3 tRNA genes and 2 rRNA genes are annotated in these 1,001 nt (G+C 41.5%); all 5 read left to right on the plus strand.

The window, feature by feature from the left end:
• Positions 1-114: ribosomal RNA gene (locus HC723_RS16885) — 16S ribosomal RNA — on the plus strand; the annotation flags it as partial.
• A 116-nt stretch (positions 115-230) separates the two neighbouring features.
• A tRNA-Glu gene (locus HC723_RS16890) sits at positions 231-306 on the plus strand.
• 33 nt (positions 307-339) lie between these two features.
• Positions 340-415: transfer RNA gene (locus tag HC723_RS16895), tRNA-Lys, on the plus strand.
• 43 nt (positions 416-458) lie between these two features.
• Positions 459-534 (plus strand) — tRNA-Val (locus tag HC723_RS16900).
• Between the two features lie 360 nt (positions 535-894).
• Positions 895-1,001, plus strand: a 23S ribosomal RNA gene (locus tag HC723_RS16905); the annotation flags it as partial.

Genomic DNA, 1,001 nt, shown 5'->3' on the forward strand with positions numbered 1-1,001 from the left:
AGAAGTAGGTAGTTTAACCTTTCGGGGAGGACGCTTACCACTTTGTGGTTCATGACTGGGGTGAAGTCGTAACAAGGTAGCCCTAGGGGAACCTGGGGCTGGATCACCTCCTTACGAAAAGATTATTATTGATGAGTACCCACACAGATTGATTAGGTTTAGAAAAGAAAAGAGTTTGAAAGCATCCCATATGCTTTCGTATTTTATTCAGAAATGAATAAAAATCCTGTGTCCCGTTCGTCTAGAGGCCTAGGACACCGCCCTTTCACGGCGGTAACAGGGGTTCGACTCCCCTACGGGATACCACTTCTCTCCTTTTGATTAAGAGAGTAGTAAAATGGGTCGTTAGCTCAGCTGGTAGAGCAGTTGACTTTTAATCAATTGGTCGCAGGTTCGAATCCTGCACGACCCACCATTCCTTCCACGGGAATGCTTACTTTAGGTAAGAAAAACAATGTGGGCGATTAGCTCAGTTGGGAGAGCACCTGCCTTACAAGCAGGGGGTCACTGGTTCGAGCCCGGTATCGCCCACCACTCTTTAAGTGTTTTCTATGATGTTTCGCATTCGGTTTTTATTGAATGGGATTTCTTGTAGCTGAAAGCCTTTAAAAAGTGTTACGTTTGTAAAAACAATAACTCTTTGCTCTTTAACAATTTGGAAAGCTGACTGAATAAATAACCAAGGTTATTTGTTCAAAATAAAAGTTCTCAAATCTTATTACTTGCTTGCAAGTGATGAGTAACAACACACATTCAAGTGTCTTGTATTCTACAAACCATTTATGGTTTGTTCTATTGAGTCCGGCAAATCGTTTATTCAAGATTACCCTCTTGAATAAACAAAAAACTAAACCTTATTTAGTTGAACATACATAAGACCCTTTTGGGTTGTATGGTTAAGTGAATAAGCGTACACGGTGGATGCCTAGGCAGTCAGAGGCGATGAAGGACGTATTAACTTGCGATAAGCGTAGATAAGGCAGTAAAAGCCACTTGAGTCT

The sequence above is a fragment of the Vibrio sp. S11_S32 genome (genome assembly GCF_014694465.1).
In the GTDB taxonomy this organism is placed as follows: Bacteria; Pseudomonadota; Gammaproteobacteria; order Enterobacterales; family Vibrionaceae; genus Vibrio; species Vibrio algicola.